This is a genomic window from Oscillospiraceae bacterium MB24-C1, from assembly GCA_030913685.1.
In the GTDB taxonomy this organism is placed as follows: Bacteria; Bacillota; Clostridia; order Oscillospirales; family Ruminococcaceae; genus Yanshouia.
In genome coordinates, this window is the sequence record CP133187.1 from 2314648 (window position 1) to 2336850 (window position 22203).

Annotated in this window: 16 protein-coding genes; 9 read left to right on the top strand and 7 right to left on the bottom strand. The window is 50.4% G+C overall.

What is annotated here, in order from left to right:
• Nucleotides 1-56: 56 nt before the first annotated feature.
• Nucleotides 57-1487 (bottom strand): sigma 54-interacting transcriptional regulator, encoded by a 1431-nt coding sequence (locus tag RBH76_11045; protein WMJ83258.1) that lies wholly within the window; start codon nt 1485-1487, stop codon nt 57-59.
• Nucleotides 1488-1560: 73 nt separating this feature from the next.
• Between RBH76_11045 and RBH76_11050 the strand changes: the two genes are divergently transcribed.
• Nucleotides 1561-1818, top strand: a complete 258-nt coding sequence (locus RBH76_11050; protein ID WMJ83259.1) for a hypothetical protein — start codon at nt 1561-1563, stop codon at nt 1816-1818.
• A 79-nt stretch (nt 1819-1897) separates the two neighbouring features.
• Here RBH76_11050 and RBH76_11055 read toward each other — a convergent pair whose 3' ends face one another.
• From RBH76_11055 to RBH76_11080, 6 genes are all read right to left on the bottom strand, one after another.
• The gene (locus RBH76_11055; protein ID WMJ83260.1) at nt 1898-3025 is read right to left on the bottom strand and encodes a 2-hydroxyacyl-CoA dehydratase family protein; all 1128 of its coding nucleotides are present in this window, start codon (nt 3023-3025) and stop codon (nt 1898-1900) included.
• Nucleotides 3018-4331, bottom strand: a complete 1314-nt coding sequence (locus RBH76_11060; GenBank protein WMJ83261.1) for a 2-hydroxyacyl-CoA dehydratase family protein — start codon at nt 4329-4331, stop codon at nt 3018-3020. The genes RBH76_11055 and RBH76_11060 overlap by 8 nt, the downstream gene beginning before the upstream one ends.
• Entirely contained in the window at nt 4328-5122 is a 795-nt protein-coding gene (locus RBH76_11065; GenBank protein ID WMJ83262.1) for an acyl-CoA dehydratase activase, read from the bottom strand. The genes RBH76_11060 and RBH76_11065 overlap by 4 nt, the downstream gene beginning before the upstream one ends.
• 25 nt (nt 5123-5147) lie before the next feature.
• Nucleotides 5148-6350, bottom strand: a complete 1203-nt coding sequence (locus tag RBH76_11070; GenBank protein ID WMJ83263.1) for a CaiB/BaiF CoA-transferase family protein — start codon at nt 6348-6350, stop codon at nt 5148-5150.
• Between the two features lie 49 nt (nt 6351-6399).
• Complete coding sequence (locus tag RBH76_11075; protein WMJ83264.1) at nt 6400-7182, bottom strand: enoyl-CoA hydratase-related protein; 783 nt, start codon at nt 7180-7182, stop codon at nt 6400-6402.
• Nucleotides 7183-7303: 121 nt separating this feature from the next.
• Nucleotides 7304-7459 carry a CoA transferase gene (locus RBH76_11080; protein ID WMJ83265.1) on the bottom strand — a complete coding sequence of 52 codons (156 nt, stop codon included), beginning with the start codon at nt 7457-7459 and terminating at the stop codon, nt 7304-7306.
• Nucleotides 7460-8102: 643 nt separating this feature from the next.
• On the opposite strand from RBH76_11080, the gene RBH76_11085 reads away from it, so the two are divergent.
• The 8 genes from RBH76_11085 to RBH76_11120 all read left to right on the top strand — a co-directional run bounded on the left by RBH76_11085 (nt 8103) and on the right by RBH76_11120 (nt 21448).
• A complete protein-coding gene (locus RBH76_11085) occupies nt 8103-9293 on the top strand; it encodes a thiolase family protein (GenBank protein WMJ83266.1) in 1191 nt (396 codons plus the stop codon).
• 42 nt (nt 9294-9335) lie between these two features.
• Complete coding sequence (locus tag RBH76_11090; GenBank protein WMJ83267.1) at nt 9336-10226, top strand: 3-hydroxyacyl-CoA dehydrogenase family protein; 891 nt, start codon at nt 9336-9338, stop codon at nt 10224-10226.
• Between the two features lie 521 nt (nt 10227-10747).
• On the top strand, nt 10748-12814 hold the full coding sequence (locus RBH76_11095) for a methyl-accepting chemotaxis protein (protein ID WMJ83268.1): 2067 nt from the start codon (nt 10748-10750) through the stop codon (nt 12812-12814).
• Between the two features lie 280 nt (nt 12815-13094).
• Nucleotides 13095-14351 (top strand): competence/damage-inducible protein A, encoded by a 1257-nt coding sequence (locus tag RBH76_11100; protein WMJ83269.1) that lies wholly within the window; start codon nt 13095-13097, stop codon nt 14349-14351.
• A 200-nt stretch (nt 14352-14551) separates the two neighbouring features.
• Entirely contained in the window at nt 14552-16066 is a 1515-nt protein-coding gene (locus tag RBH76_11105; protein ID WMJ83270.1) for a hypothetical protein, read from the top strand.
• A 342-nt stretch (nt 16067-16408) separates the two neighbouring features.
• Entirely contained in the window at nt 16409-18397 is a 1989-nt protein-coding gene (locus tag RBH76_11110; protein ID WMJ83271.1) for a fructose-1,6-bisphosphatase, read from the top strand.
• A complete protein-coding gene (locus tag RBH76_11115) occupies nt 18397-19119 on the top strand; it encodes a TraX family protein (protein WMJ83272.1) in 723 nt (240 codons plus the stop codon). The genes RBH76_11110 and RBH76_11115 overlap by 1 nt, the downstream gene beginning before the upstream one ends.
• Nucleotides 19120-19351: 232 nt before the next feature.
• Nucleotides 19352-21448 (top strand): sodium-translocating pyrophosphatase, encoded by a 2097-nt coding sequence (locus RBH76_11120; GenBank protein ID WMJ83273.1) that lies wholly within the window; start codon nt 19352-19354, stop codon nt 21446-21448.
• Nucleotides 21449-22203 lie beyond the last annotated feature (755 nt).

Sequence of the window (22203 nt, forward strand, 5' to 3'; positions counted from 1 at the left end):
TCTTTTTTATGAGCTCTGAACTATATGCCGGTGGTACCGCCGTACAACGAGAGTACTCAGGTCGGATTTTCATTATCATAATGGCAGCGAGAGGGGATGTGGTATTCTCGGATTTTATATTGCAGTTGCCGCCGGGAGATACCAAGATATTCCGCCGTCTTGCCGCGGTGATTATTGCAGGCCAGCAAAGCGGCCAAAACCTTTTCCTTGCTCAGCCTACCGGAACCCAACTTTGGCAAAACGCGCTGATTGGGGGGCTCATGGGCGGGGGCTTTTTCGCCCAGCATGCCGACGGGAATGCTGTTGATTTCAGTTGTAGAAGAAGGGGTCATAACCACCATGCGCTCGACGAAATTGCGAATTTCGCGCACGTTACCCGGCCACTGGTAGCTGCGAACTTCTGCCAAAACCTCTTCAGAAAAACTCTTTTTAAGATTATATTTCTGACAGAAATAGTGCAAAAAATGCAGACAAAGCGGCACAATATCCTCTTTGCGGTTGCGCAAGGGCGGAATGGTTAGTGGAATTACATGGAGCCGGTAATAGAGGTCTTCACGGAAGGCCCCCTGATGCACCAGATCGGTCAACGACTGATTTGTCGCGGTGATAAGCCGAAAATCCACCTTCTTGGGCCGTATAGCACCGATGCGCTGAATGCTTTTTTCTTCGATCATGCGCAGCACCTTGCCCTGTATGCTCAGGGGCAGTGAATTGACTTCGTCAAGAAAAAGGGTGCCGCCGTCAGCCGCCTCAGCCAGACCGATTTTACCATCTTTATTTGCACCGGTGAAGCTGCCCTTCTCGTAACCAAACAGTTCGGCCTCGATCAGATTTTCTGGGAAAGCGGCACAGTTGACGGTGATCAGCGGCTTGTCGCTACGATTGCTGTGCTCATGGATAAAATCGGCGATCACCTCTTTGCCGCTGCCGGACTCGCCGTAAAGCAGCACGGTGGAATCAAGCGGCGCGATGCTGTTAGCCACCGAGAGAAGCTGCTTGATCTCCTCGCTTTTGGCGATAATACTGACTTTTTCAGCCTTTGGCGAGATATTAGAATCTCGATTGAGAATTTTATTCTGTTTAAGCAGGGTGTGATAAAGATTTTCAAAATCTGCAATATCCTGCAGCATGGTGACAACATATTTGACGTTACCAAAGCCGTCAAAAATCGGGGTTCCGGTTACAATTCGCATCCGGGTTGGCCCGTCAATTTTCTGAAAATCTTGATAATATTGCAGCCGGCTGATTCGCCGTTTTTTCTGGCAGACAAGATCAAAAACGCAGACGTCAATAAAACTTGTGAAATCATGGACGTTCATCAAAAGATAGTCTTTGCGGGGGATGTTTCTCCAGTTGATCATCACGGTGTTGACAAAGATAAAATTTCCCTGCGCATCATATACGGCTATGCCGGCATCAATATTGTCCAACACCACCGTGAAAGGCAGAAGCTCGGACAAATCATCAAAATGCGTCAACTCCTGCATTTGATCGCTCCTTCCGCTGAAATGATTTTGTAAACATTTTACCACATAAAATCGCTCGTTTAAAGCGGGAGTCATGACAACCAGACAAAGTGGCAATGGACCCAAGCCGGCGATTGCGCTGTCGCCTGTGAGCGGTCAACACAATAAAGCGCGTCCCAAAATAAAAGCAGAGATGCGTTACCGGAGTGTGACGGTTTGGCTGATTGCAGCCGATGGTACATTTACCCTTTGTGGCTGTGACGGCTTTTCAAACTTTTTGCCGTCACTCTGTCAAACAAAACCACTTGTCGCCAAGACTACCCGCGCCTTTAAAACGCGGGTAGTTTTGTGACTTTGGGCCCGGGCTGATAAAACCAGTACGGGTAAAATTGGCATCAGAGTTGCGGAAAAGAGTAGAATATAGCCAAGAATCAGATCATTTCACAGAAGGTCTGTATGCGTGTTCTGATCTGCTCATAGCTGGTGTTTTGCTGGTCGATTTCAATGGTCAGACAAGGCAGGTCTGCGTCGCGCAGGTCAGCCACGATATGGGGCAGATCGTATTCTTCGGGGTCACAGAACTTCATCAGGCAGGCGACAACGCCGGTGGCGTCGTTTTCCTTGCACATGTCCGCCAGCATTTTGCCGCGCGGCTTGCCCAGCTCATGGGCGAGACTGCACCCATAGCGCGCATTCCATTGCAGCGCCAAGCGCTTGAGACCGCCGCCACCTTTTAAAGGCGTATCGGTACGAAACTGGCGCATCTCCTGTGCCAAATCGTCCGCGACAATGGCGATGTTATTTTCGGTGAAGATATCTAAGAGTGCGTCCGGCTCACAGGTGATGCCGGTGAGCACAACCTTTTTGCCACTGAATTTGTAAACAGGCAGCGCTTTGAGCGCTTCGATAATCTCGCGCACAATGGCGGTATGCTCGCTCTTTTCATAGAAGAGTGCGCTCTTCATGACGGCGTGGCGAACGTGTGGTGTCACCACATCAAGGTGATCGTTTGCCACCTGGGCAAACTCGCGCATGACAGCGTTGTGTTCGTTATAAATTACGATGCTTTGTCCCAGCGCTTTTTCGTTCATCATCATACCGGTGATGGTGCTGAGCATTGAGAGCACATTCTCATACTCGCTGATGAGGTAATCAACACTGGCGGGGGATTTGCGGTTCTGGGGGTAGACGATCGGAATCATCGGAATGCTGGAAACACCGAAACGCCAGTTCTGGGTCATGCAGCGGAAGGTGTCACACAAAGCGGGGATGATGACGGCCGAAAGACCCTGATAAGTACCGCGCAGGCCAAGCTCCAGCGTCGACTGCATGATGGGGCAGGCAAACGCGGGCAGGTAGCTTTTGACCAACTTTAGCTCCGTCTTACCGCCCCAGAGGCCGAACGGAATCATGCCGGAGGCGTGAACCAGCTCTTCGGGTGTGTAGACGGGGAAACATCCAATTACTTTTTTACCCTGGGAAAGATAGTAATCTAACCGGGCACGGGGGTTTTCGCACGCGCTTTTAAGCAGCGCGATATTGCTATTTAAATTAGCCATTGGATATCGCCTCCTTGTTCTGTCTCATGACTTCCACCAGACCCTGAATGCGTGTTTCAAACTGGGCCTCGCTATAGTTGCGGTAATCGGCCTGATCGCCGTCAAAGGAGGTGAAAGGGATACCGGTTCTGGCCGAAATCTGGCGTTGGACCTCCATCATCTGGCAGTCCATAACCTTGCAACTGCGGTTGACGTGATAAATGGTACCCTCGCAGCCGAATTTCTCCAGAGCTTCTATGCGGCGCGCGATCATCGTTGTCGCATTGTCGCCGTTGGTTGAAGCGAAGCAGTAGGCGCGTGCCATGCCGTCCAAATCTTCATACTCGATGGCCCACGCCTTACCATAGCTGGAAGCCACCATGTTGATGCCGTGTTTTTTTAGCGTACGCAGGTTGTGGCCTAAATAGGGCCAGCAGGCGATACCATCCCACGAGACGCGGAACTGCTCTTCCACTGGGAAGGTTGAGGTACCGTTTTTGATATGTTGCTCAATCTCATCGTTGAGCTGCTGCAAAACGGCGGTGGAGGATTCCTTGCCGCGATTGCACACCATGGCGGACATGTAGTTGAAAAGCTCAAAACCGCTCAAAGGAGAGGGCTTTCTGTCCAACAGGTTGTTCGCACGCTCCCAGAGATAGCTGTTACGTTGCGAGATTTCCATGATCTTTTTAAAGCGCTCTTCATCCCAAGTCTTGCCGGTAAAGGCGCAGAGATCTTCAATCAACTTGTCAATCTGCGCGCGGACATAACGCACGCGGGTTTCGGTGACATAGTCGTAAGCGTTGTAGCAGGTATCAATAAAGAAAACTGGAATATCCATCTGCTTGGCGAGATTTTCATACCACTTGGTCAGCTGATTGCAGATGTTATTGGTCAGCAGCAGAAAATCGGGCTTGATCATCTTGCCGCCGTCGGGCAGCTCGACGTTGCTTTCGCCGTTTAAGACCGAGGCGTAGGCCAGATTGACCTTGGCGTAGGCGCACAGGTCATTGGAGTAGCCCAGCGGGCCCTCGCACTCTTGCAAAAACGGGTCGGCCTGATGGCGGGCGGCGATGCCGGCCGAGTGGTTTTCAGGGTAGAGAATGTTAAGCCCCAGTGTCTCCGCAATCTCCTGCGGGAAGATGGAGGCAGACCAACCGACCTTTTCGCCGTTTTCTTTGGCGATTCGGGCGTTTTCAAACAGTGCGTTTGTTTGTTCGCCCAGCATAATCATCGACTTGGGCTTGGGGCGTTTAGGCTTTGGTGCGGGTGCTGCAGCAGTATCGGTAGCAGCGGTATTTTCTTTAAGTGTAGCGTTTTCGCTCATGATACTTTACCTTCTCCCTTTAAGTATTTTTCCCATGCCAGCACAGCAGCGCCAATGGCACCGGCCGACTGGCAAAGCGGATGTACTAGAACTGGGCAGCCCAGCTCCCGCGACATCGCATGTACAACACCGACATTGAGTGCGACGCCGCCGCTCATGGCGACGTTTTGGCTGCGGCCTAGCCGCAGCGCCATACCCACGACGCGCTTGGCGACTGAGTTGTGGATTCCGGCGGCGATATCCTCGATGGGAATGTTTGAGGAAAGCTGTGAGATGACCTCGGACTCGGCAAAGACGGTGCAGGTGTTGCTGATAGCGACCGGACGCGTCGACTTTTCGGAGACCGGGCCGAGATCGTTAATATCGACATTTAAAACTCTGGCCATGACATCTAAAAACCGACCGGTGCCTGCCGCGCATTTATCATTCATCTGAAATGCGAGCATTTGCCCCCGAGGGCTGATTTTGATGGCCTTGGCGTCCTGACCGCCGATATCGATAATGGTATCGGCAGTGGGCAGCAGATAATGAATCCCCTTGGCGTGACAGCTCAGTTCGCTGATTTGATCGTCGGCGTAGTCACAGTTCATGCGTCCGTAGCCGGTGACGATGGTATAGCTGATATCCTGCGGGGTCAGGCCGGAGATTTCAAACACCTTTTCGCGTGCCTCTTTTGGCCCCACGGTGCCGGTGCCGAGCGGAACAACCACATGCGCGATGAGCTCGTTTCCATCCCGTAAAATTACTGCCTTGCTCGAGGTGGAACCGATGTCAATTCCAAAGGTATACATGGGACGGCGTCCCCTTTCGTTTATACTATTTGATGTTGCCGGCTTCACGCATGGCTTTAATATCGTCGTCGGTATAGCCGAGCTCTTTTAACACTTCGTTATTGTCACAGCCGATTGGGCCCGAGGTGTTGCAGGGGATGGCCGCCGGATCAATAGAGCCAAAATGAACAGGCCCGTTAGCAAATACGGTTTTAGTTCCGTCCGAATATTCGTGGAAATAGGTGTAATGGTTTGCCTGAACCTGCGGATCGTAGGGAACGTCCTTGAAATGGTACAAAATCTCGTGGGGGAGGTCGTGCTTATCCAACAGTTCATGCCAGTAAGAGACCGGCTGTTCCATAAATTTTTTATCGAAGATTTTGGTGAGTTCTTCTCTGTTTTTATAATAGGCCTCCGATGTAGAAAACCGCGGATCGGTTGCGATTTCGGGCATTCCGATAACCTCGCAGAACTCGGGGAAACGCCGGTAGTCGATAACAGCAAGATAGAACCATTCGCCGTCCGAGCCTTGATAGGTATTGCTGCCGGCATGCCCGCAGTCGTAGCGGTCACGCGGAAGTTTTCGACCGTTAAAGCCGTTTAAAAGACCGGTGCAAAGGATGAAGGTGCCTGCCTGAAGCAGCGAGACGTCGACCTTGTCGCCCTTACCAGTGACGCTTCTTTTATAAAGCGCCGCAGCGATTCCGCCTGATAATGCAACTGCCACACTGTGGTCGCCGATGCCGCCAACGGGTACGAGCGGGGGGCCGCCAGCCGGGGCAAGGTCAGCCATCAGGCCGGTTCTGGAAAAGAAGACGGTGTAGTCGTAACCGGGACGATCTTTCTCCGGACCCTTTTCACCGTAGCCGAGCACTGAGGCGTGAATCAGGCGAGGGAACTTCTCTTTGAGCTGTTCGTAGGTGAGGCCCATCGGCTCTAGTGCCTGAACGCGGTAATTGGTGACGAGTACGTCCGCCGTAGCCAAAAGCTTCATCATGGCTTCGCTGCCTTCGGGGGTGCGCATATTCAAGGAGACAAAGCGCTTGTTGAGGTTTTGCATATCGAAGTTGGGGTTTGCGTCCTTTGTGCAGGGGGAGAGCGTGGTGCCGGCCTGTTTGCGCCATGCGTCACCATTCATCGATTCGACTTTTATAACATCGGCACCCCACTCAGCAAGAATTCTCGCCGTCATCGGGCCTGCCAGCATAGTGGATAGCTCCACAACTTTAATGCCTTCCATTGGTTTCATAAGAATGTCCTCCTCTAAAAATGTTTTTAGAAACCCCAGACGGGGTGTTTTATTGGCCTTTGAAATTTACTGGTCGTTTTTCTAAAAACGCCGCTGTGCCTTCTTTGCGATCTTCAGTGCTAAAGGCGACGGTCTGGGCGAGTCTTTCGATCATCAGCCCGGTGTTTATATCGGTCTCGCTACCGGTGTTGATGGCAATTTTGCTCATCATGATCGCCACCGGACCCTTCGCCATGATCTGTCCGGCCATTGTCTCAGCCTCGGCCATCAGCGCCTCGCGGTTGTCCTCGGTGACTTTGTTGACAAGGCCGATTGAGCAAGCCTCCTCCGCGCCGATGATCCGTCCGGTGAAGATCAGCTCTTTCGCCTTTCCGATTCCGACCAGCCGCGGCAGGCGCTGTGTCCCGCCCGCCCCTGGGATGATGCCCAGATTGGTCTCTGGCTGGCCAAACTTTGACCTTCTGGTTGCGATGCGGATATCGCAGGCCATTGCCAGCTCGCAGCCGCCGCCGAGTGCGTAGCCGTTGATAGCGCAGATAACCGGTTTATACAGATCCTCCAGCGCCTTGAGGGAGAGTGACGCTGTGGCTTGCAACATTTTTAAATATGCACGATTGTGAATTTCCTTAATGTCGGCGCCGCTGGCCAGTGCCTTGTCCCCGGCGCCGCTGACGATGACCACCTTAACTGAGTCGTCGTCGCGGGCTAACTGTGTTGCGGTACGGATCTCGTTCCACATCTCAGGGCTCAGAGCGTTGCGGACGTCGGGGCGGTTCAAAGTCAGGTGCAAAATTCCGTCGTGGTTTTCGTACAGTATGTTCTCGAATTTCATTTAAATATCACCGTCTCTCTTTATAGCTTCGAGTTTTGTTTATGCCCTTGGGGTTGGTTATGTCCAAGGGGGTGGAATGCTTATCTCAGCTTGATGCACAGTAGTAAGGCCCTCTCCCTTATTAAAAAGGCGCGTTTTTAGGCGAGATATCGCCATCGTCGACCCGTTTGATGTAAACGATATTTGCGTCCCATTCGCCGAGTATTTGACCGGCGACCGGGCCTGTGTCCCAATGCGTCAGCGCTACAACCCGCAACCCTTCAAGATTTTTGACCATTATTCCTGTGTCTCCTTTCTAATAGCAACGGACTGTTGATCCGGCACTTTCTATCTGTTATTGACATGCAAAAAGCATGCCAACATTAGCTAAGAGAAAATGAATTATAACGTCAGAAAAAAGAACGGACAATTAGGCCCATAGGTTTAGCCCGGTTGTCCGATGTTGATTTTAAGTGCCAAAATCGCCTATTTAAGCGCTTCTTCCGGAAGAATCATTGGAAATAAGATGCCATTGCACAGATTAAATGAATGTGCAAAACCGCTGTTTGGCACTGACAAACCACCCCTTCTTATGCGGATATTAACCTTGAAAAGGTATGCCTGCACAAAAACATGCTGAAATAGTAGTGGTGCGGTGCAAACAAAAGTGCAAATATTGCACTTTTGCACTTCACATTGCACATGAGTCCACTTCACACTTCACTGTTTTTTTAGATGTAATTAGCGAATAAAGGTGAAACTAACTTTTGAAAGTGCACAGAAATAGGCATCGTTATGCTTTTATTTGGGGTTAAGTAAGCCCATACCAGCGATTTTTCATAGCAGGTAAGAGTTGGCATCAATATTGCATGATAATTATTAAGACGCAATTATTGAAAAAAACGGGGCGTATCAGCAAGTTTGTGGAAGGAGATAAACGAATGGAAAACATCTATATCATGGGTGCTGTTCGTACAGCGGTTGGCAAATATGGGGGGGCGCTTAAAAGTGTTCCGGCGCATACACTGGGCGCGCTGGTCATTAAAGAAGCGCTGCGGCGCGCCAAGGTTGATGGTGCCATGGTTGACGAAGTCATTTTAGGCGAAGTGCGGCAAAGCACAGAAGCTTCTAATATTGCGAGATGTGCATTGCTTGAAGCAGGGCTGCCCGAATCGGTTCCCGGTTTTACGGTCAACCGGCTCTGTGCCTCGGCTATGCAGGCAATCCGCAACGGCTGCCAAGAAATTTGGTTGGGTGAGGCGGATGTCATTGTTGCAGGCGGTGCCGAGAACATGAGCCGTGCGCCGCAGTATCTGCGCAACGGCCGGTGGGGTGATGGGACGCTGACACTGGTTGACTCCAACATCGAGGCGGGTTCGACCGCCCAGCCGTATTCGGTTTACGGCAAGGAACTGAGCATGCCCAAGACAGCCGAAAATGTTGCTGAGCGCTTTAACATTTCGCGTGAAGCGCAGGACAGCTTTGCGGTTGAAAGTCAGCGACGCGCATTGGAGGCCATTGCGGCTGGTCATTTCAAGGCGGAGATCGTTCCCGTTGAGGTCAAATTAAAGAAAAGCACGACGGTATTTGACACTGATGAATTCCCCCGTGCAGGTACAACCATGGAGGCACTGGCGAAGCTAAAGCCCATTGTCAAGCCGGATGGCACCGTTACCGCCGGAAACTCCTGTGGGCGTAATGACGGCGCGGCGGCACTGGTGCTGATGTCGGAAAAAAAGGTTAAAGAAACCGGCCTAAAGCCGTTGGCAAGAATTGTGGATATTAGCCGCGTGGCGCTTGAACCTGCCATTATGGGCTATGGTCCGGTGCCAGCCACCCGCAAAATTCTTGAGCGCACCGGCATCTCTCTGGAACAGATTGATCTGGTGGAGTTAAACGAAGCCTTTGCTTCACAGTCGGTCGCCTGCATCCGCGATTTGGGGCTGGACCCCGCCAAGGTTAATATTAACGGCGGCGCCATTGCGCTGGGACATCCGCTGGGCTGCACCGGGACCCGTCTTGTTGTGACGCTGCTACATAATCTTCAGCGCACCGGTGGCCGCTTTGGTCTCGCTACACTGTGTATTGGTGGCGGGCAAGCGATGGCAACTATTATCGAGCGGTTAGATTAGCTTTGCATCTTTGTAGGCATTTATTATAAGGGGGTATTTTTTATGACTATTGATCAGGTTAAGACCATTGCTGTTATCGGTGCGGGTGCAATGGGCCAGCAAATCGCCATGAACACCGTTTTGAATGGCCGGGCGCACGACTATAAAGTTATTCTTTGTGACTCTTTTCCCGCCGCCGTGGAAAAAGCGCAAGATTGGGCTGCCGACTATCTGGCGGGGCGGGTGGCCAAGGGCCGTATCACGCAGGAAGAAGCCGACAAGGTGACGGCCAACTTTTCGTTTTCTCAGGATGTAGACGCTTCAGCCGCACAGGCGGATCTTATTATTGAAGCAATTATTGAAAACCTGGATATCAAGCGCGATCTTTTTGAACGTATCAGCAGAATATGCAAGCCCGATACCATTCTGGCCACCAACAGCTCTAATATGGTCAGCTCGAAGTTTGACGATGTGACGCTTAGCCCTGAACGCCTATTGAACATCCATTATTTCAACCCTGCTCTGGTTATGCAACTCGTAGAAATCGTACGCGGCCCACATACATTGGAGGACGCGATTCAAACCGCTTGTGCGTTCGCACGCAATACGGGCAAAAAGCCCATTATTATTAATAAAGAAATTCCGGGCTTCGTTGCTAATCGCATCAACGCGGCAGTGACCAGAGAGGCTTGTCTGCTGCTAGAGAAGGGAATTGCCTCGGTTGAGGATATTGATACTGCGTGTGAGAAAGGGCTTGGCTATCCGATGGGCCCGTTCCGTTTGATGGATCTGACGGGTATCGACGTCAATTATTATGTCCGTCGAGACCGCTATGCAGAGAGCGGTGACGAATATGACAAGCCCAGCCCACTTGTGATCGAAAAGTATAAGAAAGGCGAGTTTGGCAAGAAAACCGGCAAGGGATGGTACGATTACAGCACGAAAAAGGAATAAGCATTCATGAAGTGTCAGTTTTATAAACAGTCATTTCTTGAAAGGAAATCCTGCTTTAAACTTCAAAGGCTCTGCGCGGTTGGCAGGGGTAATCACATAAGAGTCTTGAAGTGTTAAAATGAAACATCGTTGAGTAGTTTGATTAAGACTTCTCAACGATGTTTTTTGTTGTGATGGGCAGAGTGTAGGGCTGATGGGTGTGTAAAGCTAATTTTCAAATATGTATAATAACTGGAAATAAAATTATGCATATATACTAAAAAATATGTTGAGTATTAATGATATGTTGTAACATATTTGCGAATATGCTAAAATTCTATCACAGGGATAGGATATGATGGCAGTCTATATCTTTTATCCGAGTTTCTGCGGTAAATGCGCGAAAAATTGAGCGGCGCCGGGGGGTGCGCTTTATATGGGGGGATGGCTTCGCATTCAGAAAGCCTTACGGGTTAAGCTTCTGAGCGAGGTCTAGCACACATCCGGTATTCGTCCGCTTAAAGAAAAGGACGGAAATGAAAATGAAAAGCATTAAATCAAAGATTATGACCGCAATCATTTTATTGGTGTGCATTTCGCTTACGGTGGTAGGGGGCACGGCTATTGTTTTAAATTACGGTAGTACGTTAAATCTCATCCACAAAATCATGCAGGAAACAACGGTTCTGGCTGCCGAGCGGGTTTCCTTTGAGCTGCAAAAGTACCAGAGCATAGCAATTGAGGTGGGATGTACACCTCGGCTTGCAAACCCTGCCGCATTGGTGACCGACAAGCGTAATATCATTTCACAGCGAGCACAATTGCATGGTTTTTCGAAGGGGAATATCATTGACGCTTCTGGCACGGGCATGTTGGACGGAAAGGATTACAGCGAGGAGGATTATTTCAAGACGGTCATGAAGGGTGAAACCTTTATATCGGAGCCTTCTCTTGATGAGACGACCAACGAAAAAACAATTGTTGTCGCTGCACCGCTCTGGAAGGAAGGTGTTCACGGCACCAGTGTAGTCGGTGTGGTATACTTTGTGCCGCCGGAGACATTCTTAAATGATATCATGGCTTCTATTCAGGTCAGTGACAACAGCAGTGCATATATGATCGACACCGCTGGTAATACGATTGCACATGTTGATGGCGATGCAATGGAAATCGGGGATAACGTAGGGGTTGCGGCACAAAGCAATGCTTCTCTTTCAAAGCTAGCGCAGGTGCATATCGCCATGCAAAGCGGCGAAACTGACTTTATTTCCTGCACATGGGGCGGTGGCATGCGTTATATGGCTTATGCGCCGGTGGCAGGCACCAATGGCTGGAGTATCGCGATACATGCCCCTGCAATGGACTTTATCAAGGACGCGTTGACTGCTGCGCTGGCAACGGTGGTGCTGTTGGGAATAGCGCTGGTGGTTTCGGTTATCATTGCGGGTAAGGTTTCCAAACGGATAGCAGGACCGGTCATGTTGTGCGCCAACCGGCTATCTAGTTTGGCCGAGGGTGACTTGCATTCCGACGTGCCGGTTATTTCTACCCGGGACGAAACGAGCAAGCTTGCAGCAGCAACCGAGCGCATCACGCTGACACAGCGAGCCATAATCAATGATATCAACAGGGTGCTGGGCGCAATGGCGGATGGCGACCTGACGCTGAAGGCTGAGGCTGATTTTCCGGGAGATCTCGCCGAGATTGAAAAAGCCATGTCCAGAATTATGACTTCGCTGAACCAAACGCTTTTGCAGATTAATATTGCTTCGAACGAAGTGGCTGGCGGTTCCGGTCAGGTTTCTGCCGGGGCACAGGCACTCAGCCAAGGGGCGACCGAACAGGCCGCGGCCATAGAGCAGCTTTCGGCAACGGTGGAGTCGATCTCGACACAGATCAAAGACAGCGCCCAAAACGCGCGTGAGGCAGGCCAACTTTCTGAGCAGTCCGGCACCGGCGTCTATGAGAGCAACGCGCAGATGGTGTACATGATTTCAGCGATGAACGAAATTGCCGGCGCTTCAAATGAGATCAGCAAGATTATCAAGACGATAGACGACATTGCCTTTCAGACCAATATTCTTGCACTCAACGCAGCGGTTGAAGCCGCGCGTGCGGGCGAGGCCGGTAAGGGCTTTGCTGTCGTGGCCGATGAGGTGCGCAATTTAGCAGGTAAGAGCGCCGAAGCGGCTAAGAGCACGACGACACTGATCGAAAGTGCTATAACCGCTGTTCAAAAGGGCACCAAAATTGCGGATGAAACCGCAAAATCACTCAACGAAGTAGTGGATCAGGCCGCCAGCGCCAGCAAAAAGGTGCAGGCAATTGCGGCGGTGTCTGAAAATCAGGCCGCGCAGGTTGTTCAGATTACGCAGGGCATTGATCAAATTTCGGTGGTCATTCAGACAAACTCGGCAACCGCGCAACAGAGTGCGGCCGCTTCTGAAGAGCTTTCAGGGCAGGCACAGATGCTAAAAAGCCTGGTTGGTAGATTTAAACTGCAGGATGAAGCCGCTGTCATTACCGAAGCGGTTGTTTCAGAGCAGGAAGAGTACCAAGAAAATTTTCCACAGAACTTGTCGGATTTGAACGACGACTCAAAATATTAAAAAATGGTTTTCTAAATGGGTGCTTTACTTCTTGCGAGCAAAGCGCCCATTTTTACGCCGATTTTACAGGCTCAAAATTGTATTGCGGTGCTTGTGGTGATATACTAAGCATTAAAGCGAATTTATGGATATAATAGCAAGGCGGTTATATAGGTTTTCGACTATTTTCATAACAGACAACAGTACCTAAGCCCATGGACTTATGTGACCCACTAAAACAGAACATTGAACCATTTTGATAAAATTTCGGCAACGGGCCGACAACGGAGGAGAAATGCATATGAACTCAGAAATTATCTGCGTGGGAACCGAGCTTTTGCTCGGGGATGTGGTCAACACCAACGCCGCCGATATTGCGCGCGGCTTGGCGCACTTAGGCATTAATGTTTACCATCATGAGGTGGTGGGGGATAACCCCGGCCGCCTTCAGGAGTGCCTGAAAGATGCGTTTTCGCGTAGCGACATTGTGCTGCTGACCGGTGGGCTGGGGCCGACCTATGACGATCTGACAAAAGAAACGGTGGCCGCCCATTTTAACCGTAAGCTGGTGATGGACGAGCAGAGCTTAAAGACCATTGAGGGCTTTTTTAACCGGATAGGCCGCGAGATGACCGATAATAACCGTAAACAGGCTATGATGCCAGAGGGTTGCATCATTTTGCAAAACCCGAACGGCACTGCACCCGGTTGTATCATTGAGGGAGAAAACGGTAAAGTGGCGGTGATGATGCCCGGGCCACCCCGCGAAATGCGCCCCATGTTTGATGGCCCCGTGACCGACTATTTGCAGCGTCGATTTGGCGATGATGGCGTGTTGGTTTCGCGCACCATCAACTTTTTCGGCGTGGGCGAGTCGGCGCTGGAAGCGAGGCTCAAGGACATGTTGGTCAATGCCACCAATCCGACCATTGCACCGTATGCAAAAACGGCCGAGTGTCAGCTGCGTGTCACGGCCCGAGCCGCTACCGAAGCGGAAGCGCGCAAGCTGATAGAGCCTGTGGTTCAAGAGATTACGGCGATTTATCCCGACGAGATTTACGGTTTTGATTATCACACCATCAACGAGGCGGTTGTCAACGTTTTGGCAGAGCAAAAGTTGACCTTTGCCTGCGCCGAAAGCTGTACCGGCGGGCTGGTAGCACAGCGAATTGTGGATGTTCCTGGGGCTTCTGCCATGTTTTTAGGCGGTGTGGTGGCCTATTCCAACGCATTGAAGCAGGCGGCGTTGGGGGTAAGTGAAAACACACTGAAAGAACACGGCGCCGTTTCGCGCGAGTGCGCACTTGAAATGGCGCGCGGTGTCAAAAAGCTGACTGGCGCGGATGTTGCGGTTTCCACCACTGGTGTGGCAGGCCCCGGGGGCGGTACCGACCGGGCGCCTGTTGGCCGGGTGTATGTAGCGGTGGTCAGCAATGGTGGTGAAGAGGTGCGCGAATTAAACTTAGCGCGCGGACGCGCCGACGACCGTGAGAATATCCGCTATATGTCTTCGTCCCATGCCTTTGAAATGGCGCTGCGCGCGGTGCAAAAACTGTAATTAGATAAATTAAAAGTGGCGAGTAATTTCCTTAGGGGAATTACCCGCCACTTGCAATAATTTGGTAAAATAAGGCCACTATATAAACAATAGAAACATGATATAAATAGTTGTTATGCCGCGTAAAAAAGAGTAACCGCCCTCGGAGAGGTTGCGTTGTCTCGGCGTGTATGGCGCTCGTGGTGAAAAGGGAGGGCACTATGAAAAAGAGGATGATTTTTATAGCGACAATGCTGCTCGTTTTATGCGCCTGTGCTGTCCAGCAATCTGCATCGCCGACGAACCCGGATAGCAGCACGGTCGAATCATCCTCACAGCCAGCTTTGGACAACAAGCTTGAGCTACTCGATTATGGTGGTGTAAGGCTCAATTTTGTCCGACCGGAAGAAGCTTACGATATTTTGGGCATAACAACTTTCGGGGAAGGCTACGCTGTCATCTATCAACAGGCTATGCCCGACTCCTTTAACAAAATATTCAGTCCCAGTGATGTGTTTTATAACATTTCCACCCAGTTGTTCACCGCTGAGGGGGCTTATCTCAAGACGGTAGATTCCCAGTGGCACAACGCCATTAAAATTACCGAGCCGCTGCTGCGGCTGACGCCCCATACCGATACGATTACCTTTGAAATCTGGCGTGAAAATGAGACAGGGCATACCGAAGCGAATTGTTTTACGCTGGCGATCACCGAAGAGGGGCTACAGACGCTGGGGGAAAACCCCAATCATTATTATTACAGCTACCACCTGTTTAACGAACTGATAGCTGACGGTGAGGCGCAGCTGCAATATGCCGTTGATTACAATTCATTACAGGGAAAAGATGTGCTGCGGTTTCGGTTGGCTGCCCCAGAGGGTGAGGTGGCTGAGCGAATTGTACCAGTGACCGATGCTTCTTTTTCAAATGCGCTTTATAACACCGTACACGGCATAGACCAAGATGACTGGCTCAACGATCAACAAAATCCGCTGTATATGCTTGATGTTTCACTAAATACGCAGGCAAAAACAGCATCGCTTTCAAATGGCAAAATTACCTGTGGATTAAATTTTAGCAATGGAACACCGGGGTATAGCGTCACCCGCCGTTATACCGAGGCGATGCTCGGTGAGATGATTGCAACATCTCCCGACGGGACGCGACAGATTTACAGTGCTGATTTTCGCAACTATTTTGAGTCGCCCGGCGGCTGCGATTATGTCGTGCGTGAGGCGGAGGGTTTTAAGTTTTTATTTGCGGGCTCCGAGTTGGATCAGCTTTATTTTTTAGACAACGACCGCATCTGGGTGAACACTTTCGGTGCGCTTCGGTTTTATGACGCCACTTCTGGTGTACCCTTATTATCAGACTCGAAATTTGATTTTGGAACGCAGCAAAACCCCTATAACAAATCGATGAGTGGCATCGCGCGCATCGTGGTGGGCACAGCGGTGGATATGGAAAATCACGTTCTGCTCGTTGCGCACCGCCCCTATACCTTTGGCTCCGGCGTGCTTTGGCAGGGCACCGCACAGCAAACTCAGGCGCTGCCGGTGACGCTGACGGTGTTGGATTGGGATGGCCGGCCGCTGCGTGAATATAACACTGGCAAAACGATGCGAGCCTTCGCCAAGTTTTCTATTAATGTCCTTTCAGTTAACGTAAACGGAGACGGCACAGCCGATCTGTTATGGAGCGAAGAGCAACCGGTACAGGTGCGCTACTTGACCTAAAAATATAGAAAAATTTACCAAATAAAGTGATAAAAATGCCATGACGCGAAAACCATTACCACGACAAGAGGCGCTTTATTGCCTAATTTCTATAAAGCCCTCCTATTGTGGGAGGGCTTTTTTGTGCTGTAATTTTTGTTTCACTCCAAAGTTATTATGCTATAATAATTATATGATATTTCTGTAACGGGCAAGTGCCCGAGAACTCGTTGTCGGGCATGGCCAATGCCTTTTGATGGGCGGATTTGACACTGCACGCTTAGCGCTTCTGGTATCATAACCTAACTGAATGCACGCCCAAAGCCAAGCTAAGTTTTAAATTTAGACCCACTTACAGGAGGAATGACGATGCATCTGGAAAAAAGTGGTCTGATTAATGACCAAATGGCGTTTTTGCGCTTATTATCCAAACAATTTCCTAATATTCAGTCGGTTTGCACCGAAATAATTAATCTCAAGGCTATTTTGGATCTTCCCAAGGGTACCGAGCATTTTATTAGCGATCTGCATGGCGAATACGAGGCAGTTGCACATATCCTCAATAACGCGTCTGGCGTTATCCGTGATAAGATTGACGAGCTTTACAGCGAGAGCAGCTCGGACGAAGAACGTTCAAAGCTGGCGACGCTTATTTATTATCCGCAACACAAGCTGGAGCTGCTAAAATCCGAACATCAGGACGATCTCGACGAATGGTATCACGATACGCTGGTCAAGCTAATAGATATCTGCCGAGTAGTGGCTTCAAAGTATACCCGCTCCAAGGTGCGAAAAGCGCTACCCGTTGATTTTGCCTACATCATCGACGAGCTGTTGCATGCTGACCACTATGAGAAAAACAAAGAGAATTATTACGGACGCATTTTCTCCACAATTGTCGATGTGGGCAGGGCCGATGCGTTCATTGGGGCGCTTTCGAGCCTGATTAAACGTTTGGCGGTCGATCAACTGCATATCATCGGCGATATTTACGACCGTGGGCCGGGCGCTGAGGACATTATGCAGATGCTGATGGGCCACCACGCGGTGGATATTGTCTGGGGTAACCACGACATGCTTTGGATGGCTGCTGCTGCAGGTAACGAGGCTTGCATCGCCAACGTGCTGAATGTTTCGCTTTCTTATGCGAATGTCGACACGCTGGAAAATGGCTACGGCATCAGCCTGCGCGCCCTGACGACCTTCGCCGAAAAGACCTATGGCGATTCAATGGCATTTAAGCCCAAGGTGCTCGAACAGGATAAAATCGGCTTAAACGATGTCGAACTGGTAGCAAAGCTGCGTAAGGCAGCTGCCGTCATGCAGATGAAGCTTGAGGGGCAGATCATTGCGCGCCACCCCGAATATGATATGGATGAGCGCATGATGCTTGATAAGATTAACTTTACCGAGGGCACGGTGACCATCAAGGGCATGACTTACCCGCTACGTGACACCGATTTCCCCACCATCGACCCTGAGTCGCCTTATGAGTTGACCGAAGAAGAGCGTCAGCTCATGACCTCACTGAAGGATTCCTTTATCCGGAGCGACAAACTTCAGGCGCATATGCGGTTCTTGTTTGAGCATGGCAGCTTCTACCGCTGCTTCAATTCCAACCTGCTGTTCCACGGGTGTGTGCCGCTTAATCGCGACGGCTCGTTTGAACGGTTTGAGTTTGATGGCAAGCGCCTGTGGGGCAAGCGTCTGTTTGACTTTTGCGAGCATAAGGTGCGCGAGGGCTATTTTGGTACCCGCGGCACAAAAGAGAAGCGCGACGGTGAAGACTTTATGTGGTGGCTGTGGTGCGGCAAAAATTCGCCGGTATTCGGCAGAACCCGTATGACCACTTTTGAGCGCATGCTGGTGGAGGACAAAGCCTCGCACGAGGAGCCGAAGAACCACTATTATCACTACATGAATGACCCCAAAGTGATTGCCAATATTTTTGAAGAATTCGGGCTCGACCCCGAAGTATCACACATTATCAACGGGCATATTCCGGTGAAATCTAAGGATGGCGAAAGCCCGATCAAATGCGGCGGTAAGCTGCTGACCATCGACGGAGGCTTCTGCAAGGCTTATCAGAAGACGACCGGCATCGCAGGCTATACACTTATCTACAACTCCTATGGGATGCGGCTGGTGTCACACGGGCCGTTTAAGGGCATTGGCCAGGCGGTGCAGCAAAACACCGACATTTTATCCAAAACAGATATTTTCGAAGTAGCAACCCGACGCAAGCTGGTGGCTGATACAGATATTGGCATGGAGTTGCGCGGTCAGATTGATACCCTCTCGCTGCTGCTTGAGGCGTACCACTCCGGCGCAATGCCGCAGCTTTCGCGCTGATGCGACCGCGGCAAGGCTTTTCCGGCACGGCGCTGCAAGTAATGGCAGTGCTAAGTATGACCGGAGATCATATCGGGGCAGTTATGATGCGCGACGGGCAGATTGCGTGGGCCACAGTGCTGCGTGACATGCCAGCCCTATTTGCGCTGCGCGCCATCGGACGCGCAGCTTTCCCCATTTTTGCATTTTTGCTGGCGCAAGGCATGGTGCATACCCGCAGTCGTAAACGCTTCATTCTGCGACTGGCGGTGTTTGCCTTATTATCAGAGCTGCCATTCGATTTGGCGTTTTATGGCGTTGGTTTTTACCCCCACCATCAAAACATTTTTTTTACACTTTGCCTGGGTGCTGTCTGCATTGCGCTTTTAGATTATGGCGGTAGGGCGTTTGGTGTTTTTGCCGCCATGGGTATGGCTCTGATTGCGCAGCTTTTGTACACCGATTACGCTGCACTGGGCGTGTTAACCGTTTTAATGTTTTGGTTACTTGCACAAAAAGGACGGTTGGGCGTTGTCGTTGTGCTGCTGCTTTTTGCCGGCAGCTTTTTGATATACGACCAGTGGGTCAATTTATTTTGTTTGCTTAGCCTACCGTTGCTATTGTGCTATAATGGCACGCGTGGTGGACCGGCCGGTCTGGTAGGTAAATCGATCAGAAAATGGGGCTTTTATTTTTACTATCCGTTACATTTGTTGGTACTGTCCGCACTGGCGGGACGTTAACTGTATGGGGGAAAAGAACCTTTGACGAGCTTTTCAATACCCGCAAAGCGTTTTCACATTATTTTTTTGTCGAAAACATAGTAAAAAGCGCATCAAATATGAATATTATGTTGACAATCGTAGCGATACGCAATAAAATTAACTGGTGTTTTAATATAATATTCCTAAAAATGCGTTGTAGCAAGATGAGGAAAAACAAGCAGGAAGAAAATGACAAGGAGTGTAGTTTAAAATGGACCTTATCATCCTAATGCCCATTGGAGCAGCAGCGGCGCTGATATTTGCGTACCTGCGCTCTAAGAAGGTGCTTGCCGAGAGTGAAGGCACCGAGTTGATGAAAAAGATCTCAGCTTCTATCCGCCAGGGCGCGAACGCGTATCTCAAACGCCAGTACAGCGGGGTGGCAAAATTCTTTGCCATTGTTTTTGTTGTTATGCTAGTAGTGGTATTCATGGGCCAGATGGAAATCTGGGTGCCCATCGCCTTTTTGACCGGCGGCTTCTTTTCGGCGCTTTCCGGTTTTATCGGCATGAAAATTGCAACCGCTGCCAATGCCAGAACAGCCAGTGCAGCCAGCGAAAGCCTCAACCACGGCCTTAGAGTCGCTTTTTCGGCCGGTTCGGTCATGGGCTTTACCGTTGTTGGTCTTGGCCTTCTGGATATGAGCCTTTGGTTCTATTTTTTGAAGTATGTTGTTTATGCTGGGCTGCCCGTTGCCGAACAGGCGACCCACATTTCAGCGCTGATGCTCACGTTTGGTATGGGCGCTTCTATGATGGCGTTGTTTGCTCGCGTAGGCGGCGGCATCTTCACCAAGGCAGCCGATGTCGGCGCCGACCTTGTCGGCAAGGTTGAGGCTGGAATCCCTGAGGATGACCCCCGAAACCCCGCTGTTATTGCGGATAACGTCGGTGATAACGTCGGCGACGTGGCCGGCATGGGTGCCGACCTTTACGAGTCTTATGCCGGTGCCAGACTTTCGGCTTGTGCGCTTGCTGTAGCCGCTGGATTTGGCATGGATGGCATGGCAGTTCCGATGGCGCTTTCGGCAATCGGTATCTTCGCTTCCATCATCGGCACTTTCTTTGTTAAGACCGGTGAAAATGCCGACCAGAGAAGCCTCCTGGGTTCTCTGCGTAAGGGCACCTATATCGCCAGCGCGCTGGTGGCCATCGGCGCTTATTTCCTTATTGACTATGTCTTTAAGGGCGAGCAGCTTGGCTTGTTCATTGCGATTATCGTTGGCCTGATTGCGGGCAACGCTATCGGTTATTTCACCGAATATTACACCTCGGACACCTATAAGCCCACCCAGAAACTTGCGGGCTCTTCAGAGACCGGTTCTGCAACCATTATCATCAGCGGTTTGTCGCTGGGCATGATGTCCACCGCTATTCCTGTAATTATTGTTGCTATTGCTGTAATTATCAGCTTTATTGTTTCGGGCGGCAACGCCAGTTTTGAAGCGGGTCTTTTCGGTATCGGCCTTTCGGCTGTCGGAATGCTCTCGACACTCGGCATCACCCTTGCAACCGACGCCTACGGCCCAGTGGCCGATAACGCCGGCGGCATTGCAGAGATGGCTGGTCTTGATGAGGCAGTTCGCAATCGCACCGACGCGCTTGATTCGCTCGGTAACACCACCGCTGCCACCGGCAAGGGCTTTGCTATCGGTTCTGCGGCGCTGACCGCGCTCGCGCTCGTCGCCGCTTATGTCGACCAGTGCAAGGCTATTGATCCCGATATTGTGCTCAACCTCAGCGTTACCAACCCTGCTGTGTTGGTCGGCTTGTTCATCGGTGGTGTGCTTCCCTTTGTATTCGCAGCTATGACGATGGAATCGGTCGGCAAGGCTGCCATGAGCATTGTCACTGAAGTCAGACGCCAGTTTAAGACCATTCCGGGTCTGATGGAAGGTACTGCTGAACCGGATTATCACACCTGTGTCGACCTGTGCACCAAGAGTGCTCAGAAAGAGATTATGGCGCCATCGGTTATGGCTATTGTGGTACCGATTGTTGTCGGCTTGCTGCTTGGCGTTGACGGTGTTACGGGAATGCTGATGGGCGCTACTGTTACCGGTTTTATTCTTGCCATCATGATGTCCAACGCCGGTGGTGCTTGGGATAACGCCAAGAAATATATCGAGGCAGGCCATTACGGCGGCAAGGGTTCTTCTAACCACAAGGCAGCTGTTGTGGGCGATACCGTTGGTGATCCTTTCAAGGATACTTCCGGCCCCTCGATCAATATTCTGATCAAGCTACTTTCGACCGTTTCTATCTCGTTTGCGGCGCTCATCGTGCGTTTTGCGTTGCACCTGTTTTAAGACCTGAGAATTTAATTTAGACCTGTACTATTGATGAGGGCGGCTACCGTTTGGATTAAGCGGGGCCGCCCTCAAAGTGTTAGTTAATAAGAGTAAAGCAAGCGACAGGGGAATAGTAAAATTTAGGTTACCCCCCTACTTTCGCACTGAGACGCCCAAAGTGTGCCGGGTTTTCGTGCGCAGGTGGCAAAACAAGCTAATTTTACGAGCTTTTGTAAAAACTGAATAAGCTAAAGACTTTTGGGTATTTATGTTAGATACCCCTAAAAATGGCTACAATAAAGCTGTCGAGTTTTTATAGAGAGCCAGCATTAATACGCGACGGATTGGTTGTATTTGTAAGCGCCTATTGGTACAATAGTGATACGATTTGTTATTTTCAGGGAAGCTATTGACGCAAACTATTTGAGATGGAGGAATCCCTCGTGGAAAAAACAACAAAACAGTTGCCGTATTTGCTTGTCATCTTGTTGGGGTTTTATTGGCTTCCGTTGCTTATAGTAGACACGGGGTCCGCTATGATGTTGCTGCTTGTGATCATCCCTTTAATCTGCTTTCTTTGCTCATGCGTATATGGTGCAAGACACTCGTTTAATTTTTTTTATGCTATGATTGTAGCTGTTCTATTTATCCCATCTATTTTTATTTTTTATAATACTACTGCATGGGTTTATTCCTTGGGTTATGGGATAATTTCCTTAATAGGCAATTTAGTTGGTGCGTTATTTTATCGGTCGGCAAAATAAGTACCATAA